Genomic DNA, 6,195 nt, shown 5'->3' with positions numbered 1-6,195 from the left:
GCACCCGCCAGCGATCCCGGACCGGCCCCGCCGGGGGACCCCGGACCGGCTTCCGCCGGGGGACCCGAGACCCGTCCGGCAGGGAACCCGAGCCCCGCACCCGCCAGCGATCCCGGACCGGCCCCGCCGGGGGACCCCGGACCGGCTTCCGCCGGGGGACCCGAGACCCGTCCGGCAGGGAACCCGAGCCCCGCCCCCGCCAGGGATCCCGGACCCGCTCCCGCCGGGGGACCCCGGACCGGCTTCCGCCGGGGACCCCGGACCCGCTTCCGCCAGGGAACCCGGGCGCGCTCCGCCAGCGCACCCGCCAGCGATCCCGGACCCGCCCCCGCCGGGGACCCCGGACCCGCCCCCGCCAGCACACCCGCCCCCGCCAGGGAACCGGGCCCGCCAGGGAACCGGGCCCGCCCCCACCCCCGGACCCCCGCCCCCGCCAGGGACCCGGACCCGCGAGGGAAACCGCCCTGCCAGAGATCCGGACGCGCCCCCACCCCCCGGACCCGCCACCCCCGCCAGGCATCCCGCCCCCGCCTCCCGGACGTAAATGGGGTGCCACGACGCCCGGAACGGGCGTCGGTGTAGGCCCCCGGACGGGGAACAGGCAGAATGGGTGACATAGGTGCGCCCGAGCGCGACAGGCGTGGATGTCGAAGCGGTCTTCCGTCCGCTCCGTCCCCCAACCGCCGGAGGCAATCCGCACCCGGTAGCGACGGCGTAGGAGAGAAGCGATACCTGTGAGCGCAGCGACAACGCGAAGCCGTACCCCCGACCGTCTGTGCGCCGAGGCCGTCGACCTCGCCCGCGCCGCCGCCGAGGAGGCCGCCGCGCCGGGGGTCGTGGGGGAGCACACCGGGCTGACGACCGAAGGGGACCGTGTCGTCACCCATCTCTTCGAGTGCCGGGAACTGGGCTACCGGGGCTGGCGCTGGGCGGTGACGGTGGCGCGGGCGTCCCGCGCGAAGGTCGTCACGCTGGACGAGGTGGTGCTCCTCCCCGGCCCCGACGCGCTCCTCGCCCCCGAATGGGTCCCCTGGAGCGAGCGCCTGCGCCCCGGCGACATGGGCCCCGGCGACCTCCTCCCCACCGACGCGGACGACATCCGCCTGGAGCCCGGCTACACCGGCGAGGACGCCCCGCCCCCGAACTCGGCGATCTCCGCCGACATGGCGGAACTGGCGGAGGCCGAGGACGCCGACCTCACGGCGGGCGTGCCCGCCACCCTCCCCCTCACCCCCTCCCGGGGCTCCATCGCCGCGACGGCCGAGGAACTGGGCCTGGGCCGGACCCGTGTGCTGTCCCGCTACGGCCTGCACATCGCCGCGGACCGCTGGGACGAGGCGTTCGGCGCGAAGACCCAGATGGCCCAGGCCGCCCCCGCAGCCTGCGTGAGCTGCGGCTTCCTGGTCCCGATCGGCGGCTCCCTGGGCCAGGCGTTCGGCGCCTGCGCCAACGAGTTCTCCCCGGCGGACGGCCGCCTGGTCTCCCTCTCCTACGGCTGCGGAGGCCACTCGGAGGCGGCGATCATGCCGACCCCGCCCCAGCCGCCACCTCCGGTGATCGACGAGACGAAGGTGGACGATTTCCCCCTCCACCCGCAGCCGGACCCCACCCCGGCCGACGGGACGACGGCGGAACTGGGGCACTCGTAGCCCCGCGGCTCACTGTGGACGGGCCCACGCCCGACTCGACGGGGACGGTCGAGTCGGGCCCGCCGGGCTCAGAAGCCCAGATACGTGATCTGGGCGATGTAGACGCGTTCACTGCGCACAACGATCTGGTATCTGAACATCCCGCCCGGGACGATCACCTCTGTGCCCTCGGGGTCGATTCCGCGAGGGGCCCGACCATGGACACGAAGAGCCTCGGCCGCCCTGACGAGTTCGTCCGCACCGACCTCCACCGCGCGGAGAAACTCCGCGGGAGCGGTCCGGGTGGCCTCCTCGGCGCCGAAGGCGTACTCCCCTTTCCAGCTCACTCGCGTACGGCCCTCATCGCTTCGTCCAGGACGGTGCTCAGTTCGCGCAGGGCTTCCCGGGCGACGACGGGGTCCTCGTCCTCCAGATGCCGCTGTGCGTGGTCGATGCGGGTGGACAGGTCGGGGCGGCGGGCGATCTCGATCTCCCTGGCCCAGATCAGCACCCAGCTCTGGACCGGGCTCAACGACTGCCACGCGACGGCCTTGGCGAAAGCGTCGTCCTTCGTCTTCTGCATCTCGCTCAGCCGGCCCGGCGCGACGACGGCGAGCGCGGCACGCAGGGCATCGGGAGTGGGCTCGGGACGAGGGATCAGCGCGTGTCCGTGGTCGGCCTGTGTACTCATGGAGTCCTCCCGGGAGTGCCGCCATCAGGGTATCCGGCGGTGCTCTGCCCGGCAGGGCTCCGGCAGTCCCGGCACCGCCCCCGTTCCGGTGCGCGGAACGCGCGTTCGCAGCCGTCGCAGGTCTGGAGGGGGATCCGGGTCGGGGGTGGGGGTAGGGGTGGGGGTGCGGGGGTGAAGGGTGGCGGTGGTGGCAGGCCCGCCGAGAGGCGGTGGGCGAGAAGGGCCGCCGGTCGGTGCAGGGGCTCCGCCGGGAGGTCCGAGACCAGGGCCCGGCTCAGGGCGGTGGGGCTCACGTCCCGTTCCAGCCAGGCGGCGACGCCGGGTGTCAGGTGGGCCGTGTCGGCGGTGGAGAGGAGCAGCCGGGGGTCCTCGCGGCGCAGTCCGCTCAGCAGGTCCGCCGCCGCGTGGAGCAGCCCGGGTCCGGCGTACATCGGCTGGGGGACCGCGGGCAGGGCCCGCTTGCGGGGTTCGCGGGGTTCGCGGGGGCGGGGCGGCGGAGGGCGGTCGCGCTGCTCTCCCCGGTGGCCGGGCCGGTTGCAGGACGTCGTACGGGTCACCATCCGGCCCTCGGGGGTCCGCTCCCGCGTCCGGCGCAGATAGCCGTGCTTCTCCAGCTCCCGCAGGGCCGCCGCGATACGGGTCGTGCCTTCCGGGAAGCGGGCGGCGAGGGACTTGATGTCCACACGGGCGCCCTGCGGCAGCGACTGGATGTGGCAGCCGAGGCCGATCGCCAGCAGGGACAGCTCCTGGTGCTGGGCGAGGTGGTTGCCGATCACCGTGAAGTGGGTGGTGTGGCGGGAGTTCTCGTGGCACAGACCGTGCCGGGGAGAGGGAATTCGCGCCGGGTTCCGGGACTCGGAGGGGGCGGGCGCGGTAGTGTCGCGTTCATCCATCGGGAAGGTAGTGCTTCCTAGTTGGTCAGGCCCTCGCAGTGGGATGGCAGTCCCCGCGGGGGCCGAACTATTTGTCGGCTGGTGTGCGCTGAGCGTAGAGCACTCAACAGATGCCGAGTCCAGCCCAGTTGGCGATGTTCACCCGCTCGGGTGACGCGGTGTCCGGGCGGGAGGAGGGGTGGGGTTTGGTTCGGTTTCTTTCTCTCCCTTAGTCCTTTGTCGGTGATCGCCTGCACCGCCGAAGCGCGGGTTCTCGTGGTTCGGTTCGGCCCCGGTTCCGCCCGGAGGGTCAGGGGGTCCGGTACAGGCCCAGGTCCAGGTCGCCCGCGATCTGGGCCGTCGCCGCCCAGCCCCGCACACTGTTGCCCACCGGGTCGAGCGGCGGCGAGAACGCCGCGATGGCGAGGCGGCCCGGGGCGACGGCCATGATCCCGCCGCCCACGCCGCTCTTGGCGGGGATACCGGCCACGTACGCCCAGTCGCCCGAGGTGTCGTACATGCCCTCCATGGTCATCTCGGCCAGGATGTGCGGCACGTCGGCGCGGTGGACGACCCGTTCGCCGCTGAAGGGGTTCACACCGCCCGCGGCGAGCGTGGCGCCCATACGGGCCAGGTCCGCCGTGGTGACCAGCGTCGAGCACTGCCGGGTGTAGACCTCGCACGACTCCATGGGGTCCGCGTACAGCGTGCCCGCGCTGGAGAGCAGCCAGGCGATGGCCTTGTTGTGGGCGTTGGCGCCCTGTTCGGAGGCGTCCACCTCCTCGCTGAGCCGGATCTCGCGGGCCGCGAACGCGCGCTGGACGCGCAGGATGCGTTCCCAGCGTTCCCCGGGGGTCGCCGCGGACACCAGGCTGGTCGTCGCGAGGGCGCCCGCGTTGACGAGCGGGGAGAGGGGTTTGCTGCCGTGGAGTTCCAGGGCCATCACGGAGCTGAAGGGGAGCCCTGTCGGATCGGCGCCGACCTTGCGGCGGATGGCGGCGGGGCCGATGTCCGCCATGGCGAGGGCGAGGGTGAAGACCTTGGAGATGGACTCCAGGGCGAAGAGATGGCCGCTGTCGCCGGTCTCGTACAGCCGCCCGTCGGCGGTGGCCACGGCCAGGCCGAAGAGATGCGGGTCGACGGAGGCCAGGCAGGGGATGTAGTCGGCGTTGGCCCCGTCCGTGTTCGACGCGTGGGCGGTGTGGGCGGCGTGCAGGGCGGCCTCGATGCGGGCGGCGTCCAGGGCCGGGCCGGCCGTCATGGGGCCGGCTTCCCCGGGAGCGGTCCGCCCGTCCCCGGGGGCGTTTCACCCATCGCCGCGAGCAGCTCACCCGTGGTCGCTCCGGAGTCGCTGGGCAGGCCCGGATGGTGGCCCTCGGCCTGCCAGGTGAAGGGCGCGAACGCGCTGCCGGGGTCGCGCCAGTGCGGTTTGCGGATCGCGTACACCCACAGCGGGATGGCCAGGAAGACAACGGTCAGGCCCATCAGCAGACCGACATAGAGCCCGGAACTGCCGATGGAGATCTGGCTCGGCGGAATGAAACTGAGGACGAACGCGAGGAGCGCCCCGATGAAACCGAACCCGGCCACGATCCACATGCCGAGCTGCCCGCCCGGAATACGGTAGGGGCGCGGCCGGTGCGGCTGGCTGTAGCGCAGATGGATGGCCGCCGCGAACATCAGCAGATACATCACCAGATAGAGGATGACGGTGAGCTGGCTGAGGATCTGATAGGCGGCCTGCACCGACGGCAGCACCACGAAGAGCACCGAGAGGAAGGTCACCATCCCCGCCTGCACCAGCATGATGTGGGTGGCCATGCCGTGTTTGTTGGTGACCTGGAAGAAACGCGGGAGATAGCCCGCCCTCGCCACCACCAGAAGCCCCGAGGAAGGCCCGCCGACCCAGGTCACGATTCCCGCCAGCACCCCCACCGCGAGCGCCGCCGCCACCACCGGGGCGGCCCAGGAGATGCCCGCCCAGTCGAACATGTCGTCGTACGCGGTCAGCAGGCTCTGGGTGAGATTGATGTCCGCGTGCGGGACCACGAATCCGATGGCCAGGGTGCCCAGTACGAAAATCGCCACCGTGCCGACCGCCGCCAGTCCGATGGCGATCGGATAGTTCCGGGAGGCGTTCTTCACCTCCTTCACATGGATGGCGTTCATCTCCATGCCCGCGTAGAAGAGGAAGATGCTCGCCGCCAGTACCACATTGCTGAAATTGCTGAAATCCGGGAGGAGCTGGCCCCAGCTCGTGTCGATCTGCGGGGTGTTCCCGGCGATCACATAGGCGAAGCCGAGCACGATGAGGATTCCGGCGGGGACGATCGTCCCGATGATCCCGCCCCATTTCGCGACCCGGGCGAAGGACTGCACGCCCCGGAAGGCCAGGAAGGTAGCGATCCAGTAGACGACCAGGACCACCCCGAGGACGAAGAACCGCTTGCCCGAGATCTGCGCGTCCAGCCCCTTGTCCGGCCCGGTGTAGGCGAGCGCCACCGCGCCGAAGGTGAGGGCGGTCGGGAACCAGATGGTCACCTCGATGAACAGCATCGCCATCGCGAGAAACGCGAGCCGCGAGCCGAACGCCTCACCGACCCACCGGAACACCCCGCCCTTCTCCGGCCACCCGGTGGCGAGTTCGGCGGCGACCAGGGAGACCGGCACCAGGAAGAACACGGCCGCGAAGAGGTAGTAGAAGATCGAGCTGAGCCCGTACTCGGCCTCGGCGGGGAGTCCGCGCAGACTGATCACCGCGACCATGTTCATGATCACCAGGGCGGCGATGGTGAGCTTCTTCCCCCCGCCGCCGCCCCTGCCGACAGCGCCGCCAGCACCGGCGCCGCCGCCGTTGCGGTCCGCCGTCGTACGCCCCGTTGCTCCCGCTGTTCCCGCTGCTCCCGGTGTTTCCGCCGGTCTCGCCGGTGCCGCTCGTTCCGTCGGCTGCGTCGGCTGCGTCGGCTCGCTCATCGGCCGCCCTTTCCTCGGTGCCCCGCCGTGC

At 72.2% G+C, this 6,195-nt stretch carries 6 protein-coding genes; 1 reads left to right on the top strand and 5 read right to left on the bottom strand.

Features of this window, described 5'->3' with window-relative positions:
* Positions 1-734 precede the first annotated feature (734 nt).
* The gene (locus AB0O01_RS07970; RefSeq protein ID WP_365311606.1) at positions 735-1,649 is read left to right on the top strand and encodes a DUF3027 domain-containing protein; all 915 of its coding nucleotides are present in this window, start codon (positions 735-737) and stop codon (positions 1,647-1,649) included.
* Between the two features lie 68 nt (positions 1,650-1,717).
* Here the strand turns inward: AB0O01_RS07970 and AB0O01_RS07965 are convergent, their stop codons facing one another.
* From AB0O01_RS07965 to gadC, 5 genes are all read right to left on the bottom strand, one after another.
* Positions 1,718-1,975, bottom strand: coding sequence for a hypothetical protein (locus AB0O01_RS07965; protein WP_365311605.1), 258 nt, complete (start codon positions 1,973-1,975; stop codon positions 1,718-1,720).
* Positions 1,972-2,319 carry a hypothetical protein gene (locus AB0O01_RS07960; protein WP_365311604.1) on the bottom strand — a complete coding sequence of 116 codons (348 nt, stop codon included), beginning with the start codon at positions 2,317-2,319 and terminating at the stop codon, positions 1,972-1,974. Before AB0O01_RS07960 ends, AB0O01_RS07965 begins: the two co-directional genes overlap by 4 nt.
* Positions 2,316-3,212, bottom strand: a complete 897-nt coding sequence (locus AB0O01_RS07955; RefSeq protein WP_365311603.1) for a helix-turn-helix domain-containing protein — start codon at positions 3,210-3,212, stop codon at positions 2,316-2,318. Before AB0O01_RS07955 ends, AB0O01_RS07960 begins: the two co-directional genes overlap by 4 nt.
* 289 nt (positions 3,213-3,501) lie before the next feature.
* Positions 3,502-4,452, bottom strand: coding sequence for a glutaminase A (glsA, locus tag AB0O01_RS07950; RefSeq protein ID WP_365311602.1), 951 nt, complete (start codon positions 4,450-4,452; stop codon positions 3,502-3,504).
* Positions 4,449-6,164, bottom strand: coding sequence for a putative glutamine/gamma-aminobutyrate antiporter GadC (gadC, locus tag AB0O01_RS07945; protein ID WP_365311601.1), 1,716 nt, complete (start codon positions 6,162-6,164; stop codon positions 4,449-4,451). The genes glsA and gadC overlap by 4 nt, the downstream gene beginning before the upstream one ends.
* Positions 6,165-6,195: the final 31 nt, after the last annotated feature.

Origin of the sequence: Streptomyces sp. NPDC093252 (assembly GCF_040683675.1) — a bacterium.
Classification (GTDB): Bacteria; Actinomycetota; Actinomycetes; order Streptomycetales; family Streptomycetaceae; genus Streptomyces.
This window is presented reverse-complemented; position numbering and strand designations above follow the sequence as displayed.